22 protein-coding genes, 2 pseudogenes and 1 riboswitch are annotated in these 19,764 nt (G+C 68.2%); of the genes and pseudogenes, 10 read left to right on the forward strand and 14 right to left on the reverse strand.

Annotation, left to right across the window (positions count from 1 at the left end):
- Positions 1–88: 88 nt before the first annotated feature.
- The 4 genes and pseudogenes from BMZ92_RS28240 (at position 89) to BMZ92_RS28245 (ending at position 2,112) form a co-directional block, all read left to right on the forward strand.
- Entirely contained in the window at positions 89–586 is a 498-nt protein-coding gene (locus BMZ92_RS28240) for a M15 family metallopeptidase (protein WP_218153565.1), read from the forward strand.
- A gap of 470 nt (positions 587–1,056) precedes the next feature.
- On the forward strand, positions 1,057–1,278 hold the full coding sequence (locus BMZ92_RS37040) for a hypothetical protein (RefSeq protein ID WP_143249958.1): 222 nt from the start codon (positions 1,057–1,059) through the stop codon (positions 1,276–1,278).
- Positions 1,218–1,433, forward strand: a complete 216-nt coding sequence (locus BMZ92_RS38345; protein ID WP_245783295.1) for a helix-turn-helix domain-containing protein — start codon at positions 1,218–1,220, stop codon at positions 1,431–1,433. Before BMZ92_RS37040 ends, BMZ92_RS38345 begins: the two co-directional genes overlap by 61 nt.
- A gap of 46 nt (positions 1,434–1,479) precedes the next feature.
- Positions 1,480–2,112: pseudogene (locus tag BMZ92_RS28245) on the forward strand (MmyB family transcriptional regulator).
- Here BMZ92_RS28245 and BMZ92_RS28250 read toward each other — a convergent pair.
- Entirely contained in the window at positions 2,090–2,464 is a 375-nt protein-coding gene (locus BMZ92_RS28250) for a VOC family protein (protein ID WP_067243721.1), read from the reverse strand. The pseudogene BMZ92_RS28245 and the gene BMZ92_RS28250 overlap by 23 nt on opposite strands.
- A 66-nt stretch (positions 2,465–2,530) precedes the next feature.
- On the opposite strand from BMZ92_RS28250, the gene BMZ92_RS28255 reads away from it, so the two are divergent.
- On the forward strand, positions 2,531–2,980 hold the full coding sequence (locus tag BMZ92_RS28255) for a MarR family winged helix-turn-helix transcriptional regulator (protein WP_091513669.1): 450 nt from the start codon (positions 2,531–2,533) through the stop codon (positions 2,978–2,980).
- 22 nt (positions 2,981–3,002) lie between these two features.
- Here BMZ92_RS28255 and BMZ92_RS28260 read toward each other — a convergent pair whose 3' ends face one another.
- From BMZ92_RS28260 to BMZ92_RS28280, 6 genes and pseudogenes are all read right to left on the reverse strand, one after another.
- Positions 3,003–3,653 carry an amidase family protein gene (locus BMZ92_RS28260; RefSeq protein ID WP_177228903.1) on the reverse strand — a complete coding sequence of 217 codons (651 nt, stop codon included), beginning with the start codon at positions 3,651–3,653 and terminating at the stop codon, positions 3,003–3,005.
- Positions 3,654–3,679: 26 nt separating this feature from the next.
- Positions 3,680–4,015 (reverse strand): annotated as a pseudogene (locus tag BMZ92_RS38350) (integrase core domain-containing protein); the annotation flags it as partial.
- Between the two features lie 227 nt (positions 4,016–4,242).
- The gene (locus BMZ92_RS38355; RefSeq protein WP_245783297.1) at positions 4,243–4,548 is read right to left on the reverse strand and encodes a transposase; all 306 of its coding nucleotides are present in this window, start codon (positions 4,546–4,548) and stop codon (positions 4,243–4,245) included.
- A 185-nt stretch (positions 4,549–4,733) separates the two neighbouring features.
- A complete protein-coding gene (locus BMZ92_RS28270) occupies positions 4,734–5,906 on the reverse strand; it encodes a low temperature requirement protein A (RefSeq protein ID WP_091513674.1) in 1,173 nt (390 codons plus the stop codon).
- A gap of 95 nt (positions 5,907–6,001) precedes the next feature.
- The gene (locus BMZ92_RS28275; RefSeq protein WP_091513676.1) at positions 6,002–6,331 is read right to left on the reverse strand and encodes a nuclear transport factor 2 family protein; all 330 of its coding nucleotides are present in this window, start codon (positions 6,329–6,331) and stop codon (positions 6,002–6,004) included.
- A gap of 14 nt (positions 6,332–6,345) precedes the next feature.
- Positions 6,346–7,101, reverse strand: coding sequence for an SDR family oxidoreductase (locus tag BMZ92_RS28280; protein ID WP_091513679.1), 756 nt, complete (start codon positions 7,099–7,101; stop codon positions 6,346–6,348).
- 67 nt (positions 7,102–7,168) lie between these two features.
- Between BMZ92_RS28280 and BMZ92_RS28285 the strand changes: the two genes are divergently transcribed.
- Positions 7,169–7,849 (forward strand): TetR/AcrR family transcriptional regulator, encoded by a 681-nt coding sequence (locus BMZ92_RS28285; protein WP_091513681.1) that lies wholly within the window; start codon positions 7,169–7,171, stop codon positions 7,847–7,849.
- Between the two features lie 362 nt (positions 7,850–8,211).
- Here BMZ92_RS28285 and BMZ92_RS28290 read toward each other — a convergent pair whose 3' ends face one another.
- From BMZ92_RS28290 to BMZ92_RS28305, 4 genes are all read right to left on the reverse strand, one after another.
- Complete coding sequence (locus BMZ92_RS28290; RefSeq protein WP_245783298.1) at positions 8,212–8,808, reverse strand: tyrosine-type recombinase/integrase; 597 nt, start codon at positions 8,806–8,808, stop codon at positions 8,212–8,214.
- A gap of 1,093 nt (positions 8,809–9,901) precedes the next feature.
- Positions 9,902–11,050, reverse strand: coding sequence for a Fic family protein (locus BMZ92_RS28295; RefSeq protein ID WP_091513683.1), 1,149 nt, complete (start codon positions 11,048–11,050; stop codon positions 9,902–9,904).
- Between the two features lie 558 nt (positions 11,051–11,608).
- On the reverse strand, positions 11,609–11,842 hold the full coding sequence (locus tag BMZ92_RS28300; RefSeq protein WP_091513686.1) for a hypothetical protein: 234 nt from the start codon (positions 11,840–11,842) through the stop codon (positions 11,609–11,611).
- 63 nt (positions 11,843–11,905) lie between these two features.
- The gene (locus BMZ92_RS28305; protein ID WP_091513687.1) at positions 11,906–12,196 is read right to left on the reverse strand and encodes a 4a-hydroxytetrahydrobiopterin dehydratase; all 291 of its coding nucleotides are present in this window, start codon (positions 12,194–12,196) and stop codon (positions 11,906–11,908) included.
- A 32-nt stretch (positions 12,197–12,228) separates the two neighbouring features.
- A riboswitch (TPP riboswitch) is annotated at positions 12,229–12,342 on the forward strand.
- 22 nt (positions 12,343–12,364) lie between these two features.
- Here BMZ92_RS28305 and BMZ92_RS28310 point away from each other — a divergent pair.
- The 4 genes from BMZ92_RS28310 to BMZ92_RS28325 are packed head-to-tail and all read left to right on the forward strand — an operon-like array spanning position 12,365 to position 16,840.
- Positions 12,365–13,414, forward strand: a complete 1,050-nt coding sequence (locus BMZ92_RS28310; RefSeq protein WP_091513690.1) for a thiamine ABC transporter substrate-binding protein — start codon at positions 12,365–12,367, stop codon at positions 13,412–13,414.
- Positions 13,411–15,006, forward strand: coding sequence for an ABC transporter permease (locus BMZ92_RS28315; RefSeq protein ID WP_245783299.1), 1,596 nt, complete (start codon positions 13,411–13,413; stop codon positions 15,004–15,006). The genes BMZ92_RS28310 and BMZ92_RS28315 overlap by 4 nt, the downstream gene beginning before the upstream one ends.
- A complete protein-coding gene (locus BMZ92_RS28320) occupies positions 15,006–16,025 on the forward strand; it encodes an ABC transporter ATP-binding protein (protein WP_091513692.1) in 1,020 nt (339 codons plus the stop codon). The genes BMZ92_RS28315 and BMZ92_RS28320 overlap by 1 nt, the downstream gene beginning before the upstream one ends.
- Positions 16,022–16,840, forward strand: coding sequence for an inositol monophosphatase family protein (locus tag BMZ92_RS28325; RefSeq protein WP_091513696.1), 819 nt, complete (start codon positions 16,022–16,024; stop codon positions 16,838–16,840). The genes BMZ92_RS28320 and BMZ92_RS28325 overlap by 4 nt, the downstream gene beginning before the upstream one ends.
- Here BMZ92_RS28325 and BMZ92_RS28330 read toward each other — a convergent pair.
- Genes BMZ92_RS28330 through BMZ92_RS28340 form a run of 3 tightly spaced genes read right to left on the reverse strand, consistent with a single transcriptional unit; the run spans position 16,821 to position 19,716 of the window.
- Positions 16,821–17,675, reverse strand: a complete 855-nt coding sequence (locus tag BMZ92_RS28330; RefSeq protein WP_091513698.1) for an ABC transporter permease subunit — start codon at positions 17,673–17,675, stop codon at positions 16,821–16,823. The two genes, BMZ92_RS28325 and BMZ92_RS28330, sit on opposite strands and share 20 nt — an antisense overlap.
- Entirely contained in the window at positions 17,672–18,682 is a 1,011-nt protein-coding gene (locus tag BMZ92_RS28335; protein ID WP_091513700.1) for an ABC transporter ATP-binding protein, read from the reverse strand. The genes BMZ92_RS28330 and BMZ92_RS28335 overlap by 4 nt, the downstream gene beginning before the upstream one ends.
- Entirely contained in the window at positions 18,679–19,716 is a 1,038-nt protein-coding gene (locus BMZ92_RS28340) for a LolA family protein (RefSeq protein WP_091513703.1), read from the reverse strand. The genes BMZ92_RS28335 and BMZ92_RS28340 overlap by 4 nt, the downstream gene beginning before the upstream one ends.
- Between the last annotated feature and the right edge of the window lie 48 nt (positions 19,717–19,764).

A 19,764-nucleotide genomic window follows, 5' to 3' on the forward strand; every position in this document is an offset into this window, starting at 1 on the left:
GCATACGCTCTCGCAACACGCGCTTGCGTGAGCTGGGGGTATGACATTCACGAAGCGCATCTTGTCTGCCAGTGCCCTTGTGGCAGTGATGCTCGGCGCGGCCGCCTGCGGGGCGGCTCCCGACTCCGCGGATCCGCGGTTCGCCGACGGGACCCTGCCGGAAGAGGCGACGCTCGACGACACGTATCCCGGCATCACGAACCTCGATCCCGACCTCGTCGCGGCCGTGCGGGCGGCCTCCGCCGACGCCGCCGAGGAGGGCATCGAGTTCTTCGTCAACAGCGGCTGGCGCTCGGTCGAGCATCAGCAGCGCCTCTATGAGGAGGCGGTCCAAGAGCACGGGTCCGAGTCGGCCGCCGCCCGCTGGGTCGCGACGCCCGAGGGATCGGCGCACACGACCGGCGAGGCCATCGACATCGGCTACTGGGATGCCGCCGCGTGGCTCCAGGAGAACGGCGCGCGCTACGACCTGTGCCAGATCTTCGACAACGAACCGTGGCACTTCGAACTGCGCGAGGGGGCGAGTGCCGACGGGTGCCCGAAGCCGTACTGGGACGCGAGCTTCGACCCGCGCAACAGCGCCTGAGGCCTGACCCGAGCTCATGACGCCGGCAACGAAAGCGCCGCCAGTGCATGAGGGCCGAGTCGCCCCGCCTGTCCCGTGGGGTCTGCTTTTGCCGACAGCCAATCAGGAAATGGTGCCTGAGGGCCGGATCCGCGAGGGCGAGCATGAGCTCGTGCAGGCCGAGGTGGCCCTGGCGATGGCCGAGGGGTACCTGCAGAACCTGAAGTCGCGGAGGACCGGCCGAGTAGCCGGCACTGATAGGGTCGAAGGCGTACGCCCCGGTGACTAGTCGGGCCTTCGGGTCCGGACTCTCGGGGCCACAGTTTTTCCGGGTTCATATTCGTGGCGGGTGTCGCCTCGCAAGTAGCACTCGAAGGCTCGGTCGGGCGCACCGAGGCGCGTGCCGAGCCTCCGTGATCGGCGAACTTGGCAGGCCTTCTGCAATGAGTCGTACAACGGGCGTTCGGTCTCGCCGATGAAATGATCAGCTCATGGACATCGCCGCCCTCATCATCTCGGGCCTCTCCTTGGTCGTCGCCGGCATCGGCACCTACTGGTCCAACAGGCGCTCGAAGGAGGCGCTTGCTGGGTCGCGACGCGCCGCCGCCGACGCTCGTTGGTCGGCGCGGCAGGAAGCGGTGCAGCGGCTCACATGCCCGGGCACCCGGAACCCCGACTGGCGGACTTCCTTCGCGCAGCACGGGGTCGTCTGACACCCGAGCGTGCTGGGATCTCCGATGCTGCCGGGCGTCGCCGGGTGGAGGGGCTGCGGCGGGAGGAGCTCGCGATACTGGCCGGCGTGAGCGTCGACTATTACACCCGCCTGGAACAGGGGCGCAGCAAGAGCGCATCACCAGAGGGTCCTTGACGCGATCGCCGGAGCGCTTCAGCTCGACGACGCCGAGCGCATGCATATGCACGCCATCGCCAGGCAGCGGCCAGCCCGTCCGCGCTCGGACAAACCGCAGCGGCTGCATCCGGAGACACGGGCGCTCCTGGACGTGTTCGAGGCCTCGTTGCGACCGGCCTTCGTCCTCGGCCGACGCCTGGACGTTCTGGCGCACAACCGCCTCGCCGGCCTGCTCATCGCGGACTTCGAGGGCATGCCCGTGTCCGAGCGCAACCAGGCCAGGTTCGTCTTCCTTGATCCGCATGCACGAGACCTGTACGCCGACTGGGGACAGGTCGCGGCCGATACCGCCGCGATGCTGTGCATGGACGCCGGGGACCACCCCGATAATCCGGCGCTCGGCCGCCTGGTCGGCGAGCTAGCGATCCACAGCCCCGACTTCTGACGCATCTGGGCGCGCAACCGCGTCCACCGACGCAGCGCCGGCACCAAGAGTTACCGCCATCCGCTCCTCGGCGAGCTCACCATCACCTATCAGGCGCTCACGCCCGGAGACGACCCCGAACAGACGGTGTTCGTCTACCGCGCTGAGACGGTAAGCCCGTCGGAGCACGCGCTGCGGCTTCTCGCGTCGGCGCCGACCGCGAGCGCGCCGGCCGGCGCCGACCGGCGGATCAGCCCTTCGAGTGCACCGTGACGATGTAGCCGTCGGGGTCTCGGAAGGAGAACTGCGTGCCGAACGGTCCTTCGAGTGGCTCCTGCACGATCACCACGCCCTGGGTGCTCAGGCGCTCGTGGAGGCCAGCCGCGTCCTCGTTGCGAAACCAGACGCCGATGCCGGCGCCCGGTTGAGGGATGGCGTCGAGGTCGACACCAGGCAATGGGACGCGCACTGCGAAGGTCGCGTCCCCTGCCGAGAACACCGCGGCGTCCGGGTTCGGCGCAGGCAGCCGCACCATGCCTACGGTGTGCTCGTAGAACGCTGCGGAGGCCTCGAGATCGCGCACCTGAAACGAGACGAAGTCCGGGCCGCTGGTCGTGCTGTTCATGAGTTTCTCCAATCATCGGGGTGTCAACATACTGACACTGACTGGATTGTGTGTCAAACTGTTGACATGAAGTCGGGAGGATACGTGTCTCCGGATCAGCTGGGCGTGCTGATCAAGGAGACCCAGGCCGTCTTGAACCAGCGGATGGATGAGGTGCTGCGTCCACTCGGGCTCAGCGTCTCTCAGTACGCCTGCCTGCGGAACCTGCACGAAGAGCCCGGCATCACCGGATCAGAGCTGGCTCGGCGCACCTTCGTGTCGCGCCAGTCGATGAACGTGCTCGTTCAAGGGTTGGAGAGGCAGGGCCTCGTTGAGCGGGCCCCCGAGCCCGGCCCGCGTCGTGAACGCGGAGCCATGCTCACTCACGCGGCAACCGAGATCCTGGCACGCGCCGACAACGCGGTGTCGGACGTCGTCGGCGCCATGACCGAGCACCTCGGGCAGGAGCAGCGCAACGAGCTCCACGCACTGCTCAGCGCATGTCGGGATGCACTTGCCAGAGAGTCATCGCGGTGACCTTCTCGGCGTCGATGGCGGGCTACTTGCCGGCTCTGTCTGCCGGCCTGTCCTGTGTTGTTTGGAGTCGCCCATTCCCGGGCCCACAAGCATCCGGCGGATGCAGTCGCGTCAGATCGGGGCGAGCGTTCTCCAACTGTTCCCCCAGCGTGAGTATGAGCTCGTCGTCACCGATGGCGGCGCCGAGGTGGATTCCCACAGGCAGACCACGCTGATCGAGGCCCCACGGGACGGAGAGAGCGGCACCCCCGGTGACGTTGAAGATGCCAGCGAACGGAGAGACCGAGAAGAGCTCTGCGAAGTGCACCGCTGCGGGGCGGTCCGTGCTCATCGTCCCGATGAGCGGCGGAGGCTGAGCTGTCGTGGGGGACAGGACGACGTCGACGCCCGAGAAGTGATCGGCGAAGGCGTAGCTGAGAGCGTGCAGTTCCGTCAGGACACGCAGGAGTTCGACGGCTGTCATGCTCCGCCCCGCCCGCACGACCTCTGCAGTCACCGGTTCGAGCACGTCCGGATCGAGGCCTTCTCCATCGCTCAGGAGCCTGGCCAGATGTGCCCCGGCGATCGCGCCGAAGACGGAGCCGACCCTCCTGGCCTCTTCGGTGGGCCGCACACGCACGACACGATGCCCTATTGCAGACAGCACCTCAGCGGCATCCGACGTGGCCTGCACGTAATGAATCGCCCTGGGTTTCGTTCCTACCTGCTTCCCTGTCCAGCGAGCGCTGGCTGGGCTGATTCGAGGCCAGCGTAGTACGCCTCCTCGACCTCGACCGGCGTGCGGTAGTCGAGCTCGCCGTGGAGACGAGCGTTGTTCCACCACCACACGTACTCGAGCGTCGCGAGCTCGACCTGCTCGACCGTCCGCCACGGGCCCTTCCGACGGATCAGCTCGGTCTTGTAGAGCCCGTTGACGGCCTCGGCGAGGGCGTTGTCGTAGCTGTCACCGACGCTCCCTGTCGACGGGGTCGCGCCGATCTCGTTGATGCGATCCGTGTAGACGACCGAGAGGTAGTTCGACCCATGATCGGCGTGGTGGACGAGGTCATCGAGCGACCCGCGCGCGCCCCACGCGGCCATGTTCAACGCCTGTAACGGCAGCACCTCCGCGCGCAGCGTCCCGGCGACGGAGGGCACGCGCGTCTTCGCCGCGCGATACCCGCGCGAGGTGAGGAACCTCGGCACCGCGTCGCGGAGGACGCGGCAGAGAAACTCGACCCCGAACTGATCCCTGTGTTCGTCGATGAAGCGGATCATGCTCGTCAGGGACGGTCGAGTTCCTTCGCGAAAGACACGCTCGCGGCTTTGAGGACCTCGTTCGCCTTCTTCAGCTCGGCGTTCTCACGGCGAAGTCGCTTGTTCTCCTCGGCGACGTCGGTCGGCACGCCGGGGCGCTGCCCGGCGTCGATCTCGCGGCGGCGGTGCCACACGCGCAGCGTCTCCGGGCTCATGCCGAGCAGGCTCGCGACATGTCGCACCGCGGACATGAGGTTCGGATGCTCGAGCTTGGCCTCGGCGAGCATCCGCAGCGCGCGCTCGCGCATCTCGGGCGAGTACTTCTGATTCATCGCATTCCATCCTTGCTCGAAGAACGGAACGAAACCCAGGGCGATTCACGTCCACAAGTCGATTCACGCTGCACGCTTCGAAGCCGTGCTCGGCGAAGGTGCGCGCGGAGGACAGCAGCATCTCGTGCCGATCGAACTGCGCAACCCCGACCATGCTCCAAGAACAGCCATTCTTGAATGACCGGTCAAGTTTGCTGTGGAGAGTCCTCTTGCGCCTGGCGTCGCGCGGTGTAGGCCGTGTGTGCTGCGAGGGTGGCGGTCACGGCGAGCACGGCGACGCTGAAGGCGCTCACTGGGAGGTGTCTGGCCAGCGGCATCGCGACGAATGTCAGCACCATGAGCACTGCGGCGGCGATGAAGCGGGATCGGGCGAGGCGTCCGAAGCGGGATCGGAGGAAGAGGATGTTGCCGACGAGGTAGACGAGCGGTCCGGCCGATGTCACCAGGACGGTGGCAGGGGTGAGGTGGTCGTGCGAGAGTCTCAGCTCGATCGACACCGCGACGAGGATTGCGCCGAGGACCATGAGCGCGTGAGCGTACGCATACGCCGAACGCAGTGCCGCCGTCGAGGAATCGCCGCCGCGAGTCTCCGGGCCTGCGAGTGCGAAGTAGTTCCACCAGAGGACGAACAGCGACGCGAAACCGATCACTGCGCTCAAGGCAAGTGATCCAGTGAGCTGTCCGCTGGCGACAATGCTGCCGCCCATGAGCAGAATCGACTCTCCGAGCGCGATGATGAACACGAGGCGGTTGCGTTCGGCGAGGTGGTCGGCATCGGTGTCCCAGTGCTCCATCGGAGCGGAGCCGAGCCCCGGGATGCGGTACTGCGCGAGGGGCGCGGCATAGTCGACCACGACCGCAACCACCCACAGGGCGAGTCTCGATTCTGCGGGCAGTGCCGCCCCGAGCACCCAGAACACACCCGCCAGGAGGGTCCACAGCAGCAGCATCCGGTAGTTGGCCGCGAGACGGTGACCGCGGTACGCGATCATCATGAAGACCGGGCGGATGACGCCCATGAGCAGGTAGCAGCCGACGAAGAGCCAGGCCGCATCCTCGAACGCACGTGGGATGGCGATGGACATGCCCAGCGCCGTGAGCATGAGCACTCCGCAAAGCAGTTGGACCTGTGTGCGACCGGGGTCGAGCCAGTTCATCGCCCAGGTCGTGTAGTTCCAACCCCACCACACCGCGGCGAACACCACGACGGTCTGTGCGGCCCCCTCCCAGGAGAGATGCTCGATCAGCAGGTGCGACAGCTGGATGATCGCGAAGACGTAGACCAGGTCGAAGAAGAGCTCGACGGGGCCCACCTCGGAGCGGCGGTGCCCGGGGCGGGCGAGTGCAGCGGTGGCCATCAAGGATACCTCCGGGTCGTGGGAAAAGCTGTGGTGGCGCACCTCGAGCGGGCGTCCGGATGCTAGACGCCCGCTCGAGGTACGAAGAAGCGTTCTCAGCCCTCGCGGATGGTCATCTTCGCGAGCTTGTCGCCTGCGATGTCGAAGATGAACGTGGAGCGTCCGTTGGCGTAGTTCGAACGCCAGTCGCCGACGACGGTGATCGTGCTGCCCGCGACGTCGACCTCCTCGACGGCGAGCGTGCCGCGCGCCCCGATGAACTCCTTGTCGCTCCATCGTTTGATCTCGTCGCGTCCGGTGAACACGCGGCCCCAGTCGTCGACCGCGCCGTCCGGGGTGAACGCTCCGAGGAACGCCGCCTCGTCGTGTCGGTTGACGGCGTCGATGAACGACGACACGGGCTCGGGGATCGTCAGGTCCGTCATCTCATCCCTCCCTGTCAGCGAGTGGTGTAGCCGCCGTTGGCGAAGATCGTCTGCCCGGTGATCCACCAGCCCTCGGTCGCGAGGAAGCGCACGATGGGTGCGATGTCCTCGATCTTGGTCAGCTGGTTCCCCATGCCCTGCGACTTGTGGAACTCGACCCGCTCAGGGGTCTCCTGCCCGTAGAAGAACGGGGTGTCCATCGGCCCCGGCGCGATCGCGGTGACCGAGATGCCCCGCTCAGCGAACTCCTTCGCCGCTGCACGGGTGAAGTGCTCCACAGGGGACTTGCCGCCGGCATAGGTCGAGTACCCGCCGGTGAACGCCGCGAGCAGCGAGGTGACGATTGTGATGACCTTCCCGCCGTCGGCAAGCTTCCTGCCGGCCTCCTTGATGAAGAAGTACGAGGCCTTGGAGTTGATGTCAAACATCGAGTCGTACTCGTCTTCAGTCGTCTCGACGATCGGCTTGCGCAGCACCTTGCCGACCGTGTTCACGGCGACGTCGATCTTCCCGATCGCCGCCTCCGCATCGGCGAACAGCCGCTCGACGTTGGCCGGGACGGTGAGATCACCCTGGAACATCGCGCCCTTGACCCCGGCGGCCTCGACAGCGGCAAGGGTCCGCTCAGCGTCCGGGCGCGTCGAATCGGAGTTGTAGTGGATCGCGACGTTCGCCCCGGCCTCGGCCGCCTGGCGGGCGATCAGGCCGCCGAGGTTCTTCGCGCCCGCGGCGATGAGGACGTTCTTTCCTGCGAGAGTGTGCTCGGTCATCGTGCTTCCTCTGTGTCACCAGTATGTATCAATGTAGCGTGGCTACATACGGTACTATAGCGACATTATGGAGATGGCGTCGAGTGATACACGGGAGAGGCTGATCTCCGCTGCCGCTGACCTCATCGCCGCCTCGCCCGGCGAGGACTTCTCCCTGCGCGCGGTATGCGACGCGGTGGGCGTGAAGATGCCGACCCTGTACCACTTCTTCGGCTCCAAGCAGGGGTTGATCGACGCCGTCGTCGAGCACGGCTTCGACCTCTACCTCGGCGAGAAGGCGGCGATGGAGTCCTCAGGAGACCCGATCCAGGACATACGGGCCGGATGGGATGCCCACGTCGCATTCGGCCTGACCAACCCGGGCTTCTACACCCTCATGTACGGCAAGGTCAGCCCGGGCCACCCGCCCGCCGGCCAGTCGAGAGCGAACGAGATACTGAAGGGGCTCACCTCGCGGGCCGCTGATCAGGGTCGCCTGGCGGTGTCGCCGGATCAGGCCGCAGCCCATGTCCTCGTCTCGAACATCGGCGTCACCCTGCGCCAGATCATCCTTGCGCAGCCGGACCCGGAGTTGAGCCACGCTGTGCGCGAGGGAGTGATGGCGGCGATCACCGGCACGGCGACCGGACAGGGAGACGCCCTCAACGCGGCGATCGAGGTTGCCGCTGCACATCCACACATCCTGGGCGCCACCGAGACTCAGCTGCTCGTCGAATGGCTGGGCAAGTTGAGCAGGGAAGTCTCCTGACCGCCCGCATTGATCGAGAGGCGAGCACACGTTCGACTCCACAGCGCCTCGCCGTGGACGCCGCCGACGCCCTCGAGGTCTCGCGGCGGTCCTGGCCCGTAGCGCCGACCTGCAAGTCCGTGACGCGGTCCACGATCGAGGCCAGGCCCGCGGATCGGACGCGCCCCAACGGCGTGCATAAGGAGCGGAAGTTGGCCGAGGTCCCGGACTCCGTCACGGGCGAGCTACGGAGCCACCGGGGCGCGAGGTCAACAAACATTCGCCAACCGCGGCGACGTGGTCGAGTTCCGCTTCAACGTCTGAACCGAGGCTGTTCGCCCAGGTCAGGCGCCGACGCGACTTCCGGATGCGTCAGTGGATCGTCAGAGCGACCCACAACGTCCGTAAACAACCGGGCAGACGCGAGCCGGGTTCGGTCCTCCGCGCTCGGCCACAGATGCGCGTAGGTGTTGAGTGTCACAGTCGCGCTGGAGTGCCCTCTGAACGGTGACGACGTCACATCCTTCCGCAATGACCCCCGAGGCGAAGGAGTGTCGAAGGTCGTGCAGGCGGAGCGTCGGGCATCCAGCCGCCTTGCGAGTCAGCCGCCACCAGTAGCCCACGGTGTTCTGATGAGGTGGATTTCCGCTTTCGCCCTCAAACAGCCACGAGTCCGGCTCACCCGTCGATCGATGCATGGCGACATAGTCCTCGATCAACGCCAGCAGGTCGTCTGAGACGTGTACCACACGCTCTGACCCGTATTTCGGTGCTCGAATCTCCACACCGCCGCGACCTTCGCGCTGGACCTGCCGAGCAACCCTGATGCTGCCCTGGTCGAAGTCGAAATCTGCGAGCCGGAGAGCGGTAGCCTCACCGAGCCGGAGCCCGGCGAACGCGCAGAGCGCGACGAAGGGCTTGAACTTCGAATCAACCGCAGCCAGTAGAGCCCTGACCTGTTCGGGCGTGGGGAGGGCCATCGCAGCCTCGGAACGACGGGTACGGGGAAGCCGAACACCGTCTGTGGGATCGGACGCGATCAGTCGGTCTCGAACCGCACCGCGAAACACCGCCCGGATGTTGTTGAAGCGTGTCTTGATTGTGCCCGGTGCCAGCCCGCGATCTCGTCGCTCTCCACGGTCAAGGCGGCCCCTGCGGGGCCGCTGATCCGGCCCTCATCCTGTCGAACCGCCAGACGCGGGCGTGCGGCTGGCGCCGGTCCCGCGTGGCGGTTCGACGGAGGCCAGGCGGCCCCACAGCCGCCGCAAGAGGAAAAGATGCCCTCGCCGGGCAGGCAATACCGCTAAGTTTAGGCGAGTTTCCGCAGCTCAGAGGCGTTTGGAGGCGTCGCCCACAGAGCGGTCACACCCCGACAGAACAGTTGCCTCAATTGAAGATTCCCCTCAACCGCAACGGCGACTGTCTCAAGTGGAGAACCGCCTAACCGGCGGGAACGACTGAACAGAGCCTCCGGTAACGCCCTGACCAGGTAAAACGTACTAACTTAGCGGTATTGGCCGGGCAGGCAGGCTCCGGGATGGCCGGGATAGCGCAGGCGGGGTTGCGTTGGCAGGGTGAGGGCGCTTGGTGGTCATCCCGTCGCCTGACTGATGGCTATCACACCGCGCCGGAGCCGCAAGCTTGGCGAATTCGGCCGGCGGATCGGACGAGGGATGCGGCTCCGCCACGGTGTGATCGAGACGCCATCAGGCGACGGGATGACCCCCAAGCTAACGGGTTCAACGATGCCGGGCGGATCGTTGGAGGTTGCGCACGACGTTCCAACGTTGGTTGCGCAGCCGCGCGTGGATTCCAACGATGCCGGGCGGATCGTTGGAGGTTGCGCACGACGTTCCAACGTTGGTTGCGCAGCCGCGCGTGGATTCCAACGATGCCGGGCGGATCGTTGGAGGTTGCGCACGACGTTCCAACGTTGGTTGCGCAGCCGCGCGTGGATTCCAACGATGCCGGGCGGATCGTTGGAGGTTGCGCACGACGTTCCAACGTTGGTTGCGCAGCCGCGCGTGGATTCCAACGATGCCGGGCGGATCGTTGGAGGTTGCGCACGATGGCTTAGCCGACGATCTGATATATGTCTTCGGCAAGCCAGAAAATTCGACCACCTCGGCCGACGCTACCTATTTTTCTGAGAATACCCTTTTCCTCTATTGAGGTCAGTAGATTTCTTGCCCCTTGATTTGTGATGCCTAGATTGGTCTCAACCCGTTTCACGGTGACGAACGGGTTCGAGAACAAGAGATCGACCACCTCGACTGCTCGGCTTTTGGTCCCCGCGAGCATCGATCGGTACGATTCTCGAAGCTCAACCAGTCTCCCTGCTCGCTCTTCGGCGTCAGTTGCTTGACGATATACCGCAGTCAGGAAGAACTGAATCCATTCCTGGACTTCCCCTCGCTCGCGAACGGCTTGCAATCGGTCGTAGTACTCCTGCCTGTTGGTCTCCATGTATGCGCTGACATACAGTAGAGGTAGCTCAAGAACTTTCTTCTCGATAAGGAGAAGTGTTATTAGGAGCCTTCCAATGCGCCCATTTCCATCCAAAAAGGGGTGAATCGTCTCAAATTGGTAGTGCATCAAAGCGCATTTGATCAGAATTGGGAGCTTGTCGTCTTCATGTACGAAGTTTTCCCAGTCCTTCAGGTGATCTCCGAGTAGTTCTGGCAGTGGTGGCACAAAGACCGCCGTGTCGGGCGAGTCTGTGGGGGACCCGATCCAAACTGGGCTGGTTCGCAGTTCGCCCGGCCGCTTTTCTTGGCCTCGAACGCCAGACAGTAGAATGGCGTGAATTTCCCGAATCAATCGAGTGGATATCGGCAGCGATTCGAGGAGCCTAATGCCCTCGTTCAATGCTCTCTGGTAGTTGAAAACCTCAGCAATGTCATCGCTTTCGGTCGGCTCCACTGCTGCTTCAGCCTGAAGCACGTCTGAAAGCGAAGCTTCTGTTCCCTCGATTCGCGAGCTGGCCACAGCTTCTCGCCTTTGATAGGGCTGTACCAAGATGCCAGGGTTACTCAATAGTCGACCTACGCCAGAGAGTCGTCCAAGTGCCGCGTCGGCCCTCGATAGTGCCAAGACGGTGTCAAGCGACAGATCGAGATAGCGTGGCAGGTCGGCAGGCTCGAAGTACCAGAAGGCCCACTTGTCGCCGGGCTTCTTAACTGGTCGACCGAACTCGGGGGCGACAAAGCGAGCTGGATCCATGGATGCAGGGTACAACGGAAGTGCCCTCTTTGTTGGAGTTGCCCCGGCTGCACCTCCGTGGATGATTGACCCGTTCGTGAGGACGACTCACGAGCGAGGGCAAACCGCCATCGTCGCCGACATGCTCCTGCGAGTCTCGGCCCAAGGCAAAAGTCAGCGACATCACTCGGGCGCGCTCACCCCTGTTCGTCAGCCGTTCGTCAGGACAGCCATCGAGCACGGCAAACGACCACCATCGACGAGCGAGGAACACCCAGGTCAGGCCGCTAACCCGGGCGTTCCCGCAGGTCGCGATTTGTTCCGCTTCAACGTCTGAACCGGGCCGCCCCAAAAAAGAAGCCCTCCCCGCGCGCACGGGGAGGGCTCCGGAGAAGCGCTCAGCCGGCGAGGCCGAGCAGGATGACGGCCAGCAGGGTGACCGTCGTGGCGATCGCGGTGACCCAGGTGCGCTGGGCCGAGGACAGGGTGCGGTTCATGGCGATCCTGAGGGGCTGGTGCGGACGTTCCGCGCGTGGAAGCGCCTTGATCAAGACCACCGTTAACACCCTGTGACGCAAATCACTCCGGGGAGTGCCTGCTGCGGGCGGTGTACCAGAACACCGCACCCGCGGCCCCGAGCATCAACACGAACGCCAGCGACCCGACGACGACCGCGCGCGTCTCGCCCGTCGACTGGACCGCGGCGCTCTCCTGCTGCTGACGGGTGCCGGCCTCGGCCGCCTGCGCGACCCCGCCGAACAGCACCGCGAACACCACCGCCAACCCTGCGACCTTGACAAGGATCTTCGACATCGTGCGTTCCCTCCACTCCGCCAACGCACGAGGTCACCGCGGATGTTGCCGCGGTAGCGAAGATCACAGCGCGTCGACGACCCCGTCGATCTCGGCGGCGAGCGAGACGTCCTTCTCGGTCAGCCCGCCCGCCGAGTGGGTGCTCAGCCGGAACGTCACCGTGCGCCAGCGGATGTCCATGTCGGGGTGGTGGTCGACGCTCTCCGCGATCTCGGCGACCCGGTTGACCACCTGGATCGCCTGCGGGAAGCTGCCGAGCTCGGCCGTGCGCTCGAGCGCGTCCCCCTCCCGCTTCCAGTGCGGCAGCCGCGTCAGCGCGTCGGCGATCTGGTCGTCGGTCAGTAGCTCTGCCATGTCTCCATGGTGGTCCCGCGCCCGGTACGCTGCACGGTTGCCACGGGAGTCCGGGACCAGACCGGGCTGAGAGGCGGGTGCGAACCCGCGACCGTCCGAACTTGATTCCGGATAACGCCGGCGCAAGGAGGCCTGATCCCCTCCTGCCGGTGAGCACAAGGAGGGGCCATGAGAGGCAAGTGGAGCGCGGTGGTCGTGCTCGGCCTGACCGCCGTACTCACCACCGGCTGCACGCTGGTGGGCGGCGGCTCGAACGACGACGCCGGCGCGACCGTCACGCTCGTCACGCACGATTCGTTCGCCGCCCCGCAGCAGGTGCTCGACGCGTTCCAGCAGCAGACCGGCATCAAGATCGCCGTGCTGAAGAAGGGGGACGCAGGCGCGCTCACGAACTCGCTCGTGCTGACGAAGGCGAACCCGATCGGCGACGTCGCGTACGGCATCGACTCGACCTTCGCCTCGCGGGCGCTCAGCGAGGGCATCTTCGAGTCGTACACGAGCCCCGAGGCCGATCGTGGGCCGCAGCGCTACGCGGTCGACAGCGAGCACCGGATGTCGGCCGTGGACCTCGGTGACGTGTGCCTGAACGTCGACACGAACTGGTTCACCGAGCGGAACCTCCCGGCGCCCACGGGCTACGACGACCTCACCGACCCGCGGTACAAGGACCTGCTGGTGGTGGAGAACCCCGCGACGTCCTCGCCGGGCCTGGCGTTCCTGCTGGGCACCATCGCCAAGTACGGCGAGCAGGGCTGGCAGGCCTACTGGCAGAAGCTCAAGGACAACGGCGTGCAGTCGGTCAGCGGCTGGGAGGAGGCCTACGGGCAGGACTTCTCCGGCTCCTCCGGCAAGGGCCCGCGGCCCATCGTCGTCTCCTACGCCTCCTCGCCGGCCGCCGAGATCGGTGACGACGGCAAGCCGCGCACCAAGGCACTGCTCGACACCTGCTACCGGCAGGTCGAGTACGCCGGGGTGCTGGCGGGCACGAAGCAGGCCGACAAGGCGCACAAGGTGATCGACTTCCTGCTGTCGCAGCAGTTCCAGGCGACGGTGGCGGACAGCATGTACGTCTACCCGGCGCGTGACGGCGTGGCGCTGCCGAAGGCGTGGGCGGACGCCGCGCCGCTGCCGCGCGACTCCGCGAGCCTGCCCGCCGACCAGGTGCAGAGCGGGCGTGAGCGGTGGATCGGGCAGTGGCGGTCGTTGCTCGGCCAGTGAGCCGCGCCGGCCTGGGGCTGCTGGCCCTGGTGCCGCTCGGGTTCCTGGTCGTCTTCTTCGCCTGGCCGGTGCTGGCGATCCTGCGCCGCGGGTTCGCCGACGGCGGCGTGGGTGCCGCGCTCGTGGCGGGCGAGACGTGGCGGCTGGCCGGGTTCACCGTCGCGCAGGCGGCCGGCTCGACCGTGCTCGCGGTGGTCGCCGGGATGCCGCTGGCCTTCGTGCTCGCGCGGGTGCGGCTGCCGGGCGTCGGGCTCGTCCGCACGCTCGTGCTGGTGCCGTTCGTGCTGCCGACCGTCGTGGTGGGGCTCGCCTTCCGCGCGCTGTGGCCCGACGGCGGGGTGCTCTCGATCGTGCTCGCCAACGCGTTCTTCAACGTCGCCGTCGTCGCGCGGACGGTGGGCGGGCTGTGGGCGCATCTCGACTCGCGGGCCGAGGACGCGGCACGTTCGCTGGGGGCCTCGCGGGCGAGGGCCTTCCGCTCGGTGACCCTGCCCGCGCTACTGCCCGCGATCACCTCCGCGGCGGCGGTGGTGTTCCTGTTCTGCGCCACCAGTTTCGGCGTGGTGCTCGTGCTCGGCGGCGGCCGGTTCCGCACGCTGGAGACCGAGATCTACCTGCGCACCGAGAACCTGCTCGACCTGACCGGCGCCGCCGCGTTGTCCCTGGTGCAGATCGCAGCGGTGCTCGCCGCGCTGCTGCTCGGGGCCGCGGCCCGGCGCCGCCGGGAGACCGCGCTCAAACTCCGCGCCCGTGGGGAAACCGCGCGGCGCCCGACGGGCGGCGAGTGGTGGGTCGTCGGTGCCGCGGGCGTGGTGCTCGCGTTGCTGCTGACCCCGATCGTCGCGCTGCTGCTGCGTTCGGTGTCCACTGAGGACGGTTGGAGCCTCGCGGGCTACCGCGCGCTGGCCACCACCGGCAACGACGGCACGTTGCAGATCTCCGGCTGGGGTGCGGCGGTGAACTCGCTGCTCACCGCGACCGACGCGACCGTGCTGGCCCTGCTCGTCGGGGTGTCCGCCGCGGTACTGGTCGTGGCGCTGCGCCGGGCGCCCGGTCGCCTCCAGCACGGGCTCGCGGAGGGCATGGACGCGGCGTTGATGCTGCCGCTCGGCGTGTCCGCGGTGACCGTCGGGTTCGGCTACCTCATCACGCTCGACGCGCTGCCGGGCGACCTGCGGACCTCGCCGATCCTCGTGCCGCTCGCGCAGGCGCTCGTGGTGATCCCGCTCGTCGTGCGGATGGTGCTGCCGGTGTTGCGGTCGATCGACGACCGGCTGCGCCAGGCCGCGGCGACCCTCGGCGCGGGCCCGCTGCGGGTTTGGCGGGAGATCGACGTGCCGCTCGCGATCCGGTCCGTGGTCGCGGCGGCGGGCTTCGGGTACGTCGTCGCGCTCGGCGAGTTCGGCGCGACGAGCTTCCTCGCCCGGCCGCAGACACCGACGTTGCCGGTGGCGATCGCGTCGCTCATCGCGCGGCCGGGCGAGCTGAACAACCAGATGGCCTACGCCGCCTGCGCGCTGCTGATGCTCGTGACAGCGGCCGCCGTGGTCGTGATCGACCGGATCGGCTCCGGCCGGGTGGGAGAGTTCTGATGTCGTTGTCGGTGCACGGCCTGACTGTCCGCTACGGCTCGTTCACGGCGGTGCGGAACGCCGAGCTGGACATCGCCGACGGCGGGGTGCTCGCGCTGCTCGGCCCCTCCGGTTCGGGCAAGTCCACGCTGCTGCGCGCCATCACCGGGCTGGAGCCGCTCACCGCGGGCAGCGTCCGGTGGGACGGCGAGGACCTCGCCCGCGTGCCGGTGCACGAGCGCGGGTTCGGGCTGGTGTTCCAGGACGGGCAGCTGTTCCCGCACCGGGACGTCGCGGGCAACATCGCGTTCGGGCTGAGGATGCGCAGGATGCCGGCTAAGGACCGCGAGGACCGCGTCAGGCAGCTGCTGGAACTCGTGGGCTTGAGCGGGTACGAGCGGCGTCGCGTGACGGAGCTGTCCGGCGGTGAAGCGCAACGGGTCGCGCTGGCGCGGGCACTCGCGCCCGAACCCCGCCTGCTGCTGTTGGACGAGCCACTGTCCGGTTTGGACGCCGGTCTGCGCGAGCAGCTCGCCGTTGACCTCGCCGAGGTGCTGCGCAACGCCAAGATCCCCGCGCTGCTCGTCACGCACGACCAGGAGGAGGCGTTCACGCTCGCCGACCGCGTGGCCGTGTTGCGGGCGGGCGAGATCCGGCAGGTGGGCGCGGTCCGCGAGGTGTGGCGACGCCCCGCCGACGACGAGACCGCCGCCTTCCTCGGCGTGACGACGTTCTTCGACGGAACCGCCGAAGACGGCGTGATCCGGTTCCCGCTGGGCGAGTTCACCCGCGACGAGCCGGACGGCCCGGTCCGGATCGGGCTGCGCCCGCACGCCCTGCGCGTCGCGGAGCACGGCATCGCAGGCGAGGTCCTCACGAGGGTGCACCGGCGGGACCACGTGCGCCTGCGGGTCCGGACCGGGCACGGGGTGGTGGACGCCGTCGCCCCGGTGGACGCCGAACTCCACCCGGGTGACGGAATCCGGCTTGAGCTGGATGATCAAGGGGTAGTCCTGCGGCCGACGAAAGGGAACGCATGATCCACTGGCCGGTGCCCGAACCCGAGATCCCCGCCGGGACCCACCCCGCGCTCGCCGCCGTCGCCCGCGCGGCGGTGGCCGCCTTCCGCGACGCCCGCGGCCGGTTCGACCGCACGCAGCTCGCCGAGAAGGTCGACATGGGCGCCGACGGCACTCCCACCACGAGGCTCGACCAGCTGGTCGACACCGCGGTCGCGGAGACGGTGGACGCGCACCGGGTCAACCTGATCAGCGAGGAGATCGGGGTCATCGACAACGGCTCGGCCGTCACGCTCGTGGTCGACCCCGTCGACGGCACGTCGAACGCCGTGGCGGGGGTGCCGTTCTCGGCGTTCGCCGGCGTGGTCGCGGTGGACGGCGAGGCCGTCGAGTCGCTGACCACGTGGCTCGACACCGGGCGCAGCTGGCACGCGAAGGCCGGGGAGACGCTGCCGTACCGGACGACCGGCCGCCGCGAGCTGGACGGCGCCGCGGTGAGCCTGCTGCGGCCGCACCCGAAGAGCGAGGACGCGTGGCTTCGGGTCAGCCGCCGTGCCGGGCGGGTGCGGGTGTTGTCCAGCAGCTGCCTCGAAGCCGCGCTCGTCGCGGAGGGCTCGCTGGACGCTTTCGCCGACCCCGGCTCGGACACCCACCGGATCATGGACATCGCCGCCGCGGCCGTGTTGCTGCCCGCCGCCGGCGGAGCCCTGATCGACGCCTACGGCCGTCCCGTCGAGATCGACCCGGACCTCAGCCGCCGCTGGTCCGGGATCGCCGCGGCGACCCCGGACCTCGCGGAGGAGCTGGCCGAGGAGATCAACCGTCCTTCGTCGTGATCCGGGCGTACGCCAGCGCCAGCCCGACCACGACGTAGGAGGCGGCGCGGAGCGCGCCCTCGCCGAGCGCCGCGGTCGGCATCGGGTCCCGCAGCACGTCGGCCAGCGCGTCCCAGGACTTCGGCAGCAGGAACGGGTGCAGCCAGTCCACAGCGGACAGCAGGAGCAGCACGTTCGACACGATCGTGCCCGCCAGCACCGACACCACGACGAGCATCGGGTGCTCGGTGCACGCCGAGATCGCCAGCGCCACCGCGCCGACCGCCCACAGCTGCAGCGTCACCCAGCCGACGGCGATCGCGATCTTGCCCAGCGCCGCGCCGAAGGACAACGTGGTACCGGACAACGTGAACAGCGAGCCGGTGCCGTTGAGCACCAGCCCCGCGACCACGGCGACCACGGCCATCAGCGCCACCGAGGCGAGGGTGAACGTCGCCACGCCGAGCGCCTTGACCGCCAGCAGACGACCACGGCTGACCGGCGCGAGCAGCCAGCCGCGCAGCGTGCCGTTCGCCAGCTCGCCCGCGATCGCGTCACCCGCCGACATCGCGGTGGTGAGCGGCAGCAACAGGGTGAGCGTCATGGTGAGGATGGCGATCGGCAGCACGAACGCGTTGGCCGCCGCCGTGGTGAACAGGGCCTCGGGCCCGCCGCCACCGTCACCCGACCCGCCGATCCGGAGCGCGATCGCGACGATCACCGGGATCAACGCGAGTAGCCCGAGCACGATGAGCGTGCGTGGCCGCCGGAAGATCCAGCGCAGTTCCGCCAGGTACAGGCGCGGCAGCGGCACCGCCGTGCGCTGCACGGGCGCTGTCAGTGTCGCGGTCGTCATGCGCTCACCTCGTCCACATCGGACAGTCCGTCCGGCTCTGCCTCGTCCTGCGTGAGCCGGGCGAACAGGTCCTCCAGGCCCGTGCGCTCCCGCCGCACCTCGTGCACCGCGACCCCGCCCCGCACGAGCGCCTCGACCACCTGCGGCGCCGCCACGGCCGTGAGGTCCGCCCGGACGCCGTCCGGCACGAGTTTGCCGGGAATCCGGTGCTCCCGCAGGGTTTCCAGCGCGAGGTCACCGTCCGGTGTGGACACCACGAGGCCCGGGCTGCCGGACTCCAGCAGGTCGTCGAGCTCGCCCTGCGCCACCACCGTCCCGTCGTGCAGGACCGCCACGTGCGTGCACGTCGCCTCCACCTCGGCCAGCAGGTGCGACGACACCAGCACGGTCACGCCGTCGGCGTGCAGCTCGCCGATGATCCGCCGGATCTCCCGGGTGCCCGCCGGGTCGAGGCCGTTCGTCGGCTCGTCCAGCACCACCATCCGCCGCGGCACGAGCAGCGCCCCGGCGAGGCCGAGCCGCTGCTTCATGCCCAGCGAGTAGCCGCGGTACCGGCGGTGCGCCGCCGCGGCGAGCCCGACCCGCTCCAGCGCGTTCTCGACGGCCTTCGGGATGTCCGAAGTGGACAGGCGTGGTTCCGCCGCCGCGAGGCGCCGCAGGTTCTCCCTGCCCGACAGGAACGGGTGGAAGCCAGGCCCCTCGACGAGGGCGCCGACGTCCGGCAGCGCGTGCGCCGACTCGTCCGGCATGCGCCTGCCCAGCAGTTCCACCTCGCCCTCGGTCGGGCGGACCAGGCCGAGCAGCATCCGGATCGTGGTGGTCTTGCCGGACCCGTTCGGGCCCAGCATCCCCAGCACCGCCCCCGCGGGCACGTCCAGATCGACCTGGTCCACCGCGACCGTGCTCCGGTACACCTTGCGCAACCCCCTGGTCCGCGCCGCGAGTGCCGGAGCCGGGGCGGACGTGGACACGCCCGCCCCGAGCTCGAGTTCCGGGGACGTCGTCACTTCGCGCTCAGCGCGTCGATCAGCGTCTGCTCGGTGACCGCACCGGCGGCGAACCGCCCGTCGGCCGTGACCAGCGCGCTACCGGCCTTGGTGCTGATCAGCCAGCCGTTGCCGAAGGCGCCGCTGACCGGCTTGCCGAACTGGCTCAGCAGCTTCCGCGGGTCCACCTGCCTGCCGCCGCCCTGCTTCGGCGCGAGCGCCTCGGCCGGGTACGTGCCGGTGACGACGGTGTCCCAGCCGTCGCCCACGACCTTCAGGTCGCCGGCGGCCTCGTGCTGCTCGGGCTTCGCCTGCCGCTCGGTGACCTTCGCCCCCTGCGGCGGGGTGAACTGGAACTCGCTCGCCGGCTGCGGGGTGAACTCGATGTCGCTGAACGCCACCTGCAGCGCCGGGTCGGCCGAGCCGTACGTCATCACGGCGAGCCGGAGCGGCACGCGCTTCTCGGCGTCGACCGCGACGCGGACCTCGCGCAACACCGTGTGCTCAGTCGGCTTCGGCGTCAGCACCAGCTCGTACGCGGCCCGGCCCGCGACGCGCGCGGTGCCCTCCACGGTCACCGTGCTGCTCTCGCGCACCTTCGCCAGCAGCTGCGTGGCCGCGGCCGCCGGATCGCTCTGCACCCCGGGAGGCGCCTCGTGCTCGGTCGCCGTCGTCTTGGTGACGGAGTTGTCCTTCGAGCTGTACTGCCACACCGTCGTGCCGTTGCGGATGATGGTCGTGTCGGCGGTGCCCTGCTCGATCGACAGCTTGCTGTTGCCGTTGCCGTCGTTGTAGACGTGCGCCGCGTCCACGTTCACGCTCACACCCCCGGGCAGCGTGGACGTCGGCAGGCCGAGGTTGTTGTCCACCCGCACGGTGCCGTCCAGCGCGGGCGTCTTCGTCGCCAGCACCGACTGCACCAGCTCCTCGGCACTGATCGACGGCAGCACGGGTGCCTCGCCCGCGCTCGCCGGCATGGCCAGCCAGGCGAGCCCGGCCGCGCCGAGCGCCGAACCGGTGACAGCCGCCGTGATGGCCTTCGTCTTCGGTCGCATCGTGATCTCTCCCTGGTCGTGGCGAGCACCAGTGTGCTCCGTCCCCGC

This window comes from Amycolatopsis sacchari (genome assembly GCF_900114035.1).
In the GTDB taxonomy this organism is placed as follows: Bacteria; Actinomycetota; Actinomycetes; order Mycobacteriales; family Pseudonocardiaceae; genus Amycolatopsis_E; species Amycolatopsis_E sacchari.